Source organism: Moorena sp. SIO2C4, from assembly GCF_010672485.1.
Lineage (GTDB): Bacteria > Cyanobacteriota > Cyanobacteriia > Cyanobacteriales > Coleofasciculaceae > Moorena > Moorena producens.
On the sequence record NZ_JAAHGN010001538.1, the window covers coordinates 1 to 1179 of the forward strand.

A 1179-nucleotide genomic window follows, 5' to 3' on the forward strand; every position below is an offset into this window, starting at 1 on the left:
TAGCTCTTTCAATATCCATTGTTCCATATTTGTGATAATAGATGCCAGAGGCGATTCTAGCCAGAACACACACTTGACTCTTTTTGTCAAGTTTTATGTTAAGAAAGATGTTTATAAAGCATAGCTTAATAAGGGGGGCTAGGGGGGATCCCTGCTCCCTAAAACCTATAAAGACGCCACTAATTCTTTTTGATCTTGCCAATGGTCTGACCACTGAATGCGATCAGCACTAAAGTGAAGGGGATCATTGTTTGGCCAAGGGGTGTTAATTGGCTCTTCAATAATTTCAAATTCACCATTATCAAAGGGAAGTCCTTGGGCTTTTACTTTAGGCACAACTCGCTCTCGAATTCCTTGAGATGCTTGAGTTAAGGCCCGATGGTGACAGTAAGGATTATTCCCTCTGCGGTCAAAGAACACATGAGCGGTCCAAGAGCAACCACCGCGACATAGTTCAGCAAATTCGCAAGTCTTGCAGAAACCCCACAGATGGGATGTCCCTTTGGGAGTATCGGCTCCTAGGTTAAACCGCAATTCTTCAGTTTCTTCAATAATTTTCCTGAGAGAGTGGTCTCGGATATTACCTCCGGTGTAAGCTGAAGTCGGTAAGGAGGGGCAACCTTTGATCGCACCATCGGCTTCAATACCCAAGGTAGAGAGTCCAGCTTGACATCCCTGCCAAAATGTCCAGGGATTGCTATCTCCTCGCCCTCGCAGTAATCGCTCGTAGGGACCGTAATAGCCTACATTATTTCCGGCCTGTACTTTCACCCCTTCCCCATAAGCCCGCTCAACTACACGAGCAATCATGGGATATAAATCCAGCAGTTCATAGGGTTGGAGCAGAATGTCGTAATTGTCAGCTGCATTTCCCATGGGTACAGTTAACTGAATCTGCCAGGCGAAGATTCCTGCATCCCTAAGCAGCTGGTAAATCTGGGGAAATTCTGGTGCGCTGAGGCGATTGATTTGAGTATTGCAGCCGAAAGGAATACCAGCTTCCTGGAGATGGCTCATGGTCTTAAATGCCCATTGCCAAGAACCCTTTCTCCCCCGTAAGCGGTCGTGGGTTGGTTCTAAGCCATCCACAGAAACGGAAACTACCCGAATTCCAGCCTCTTTCATCCGGCGGGCTGTCTCTAAACTAATCCCAAATCCACCAGTGGTCATACCACAAAC

1 protein-coding gene is annotated in these 1179 nt (G+C 46.9%); it reads right to left on the bottom strand.

Going from position 1 to position 1179, the window contains the following annotated elements:
- Nucleotides 1–165: 165 nt before the first annotated feature.
- Nucleotides 166–1179 (bottom strand): radical SAM/SPASM domain-containing protein (locus F6K20_RS39325; protein ID WP_287298571.1); only part of this gene is annotated, 1014 nt, incomplete at its 5' end.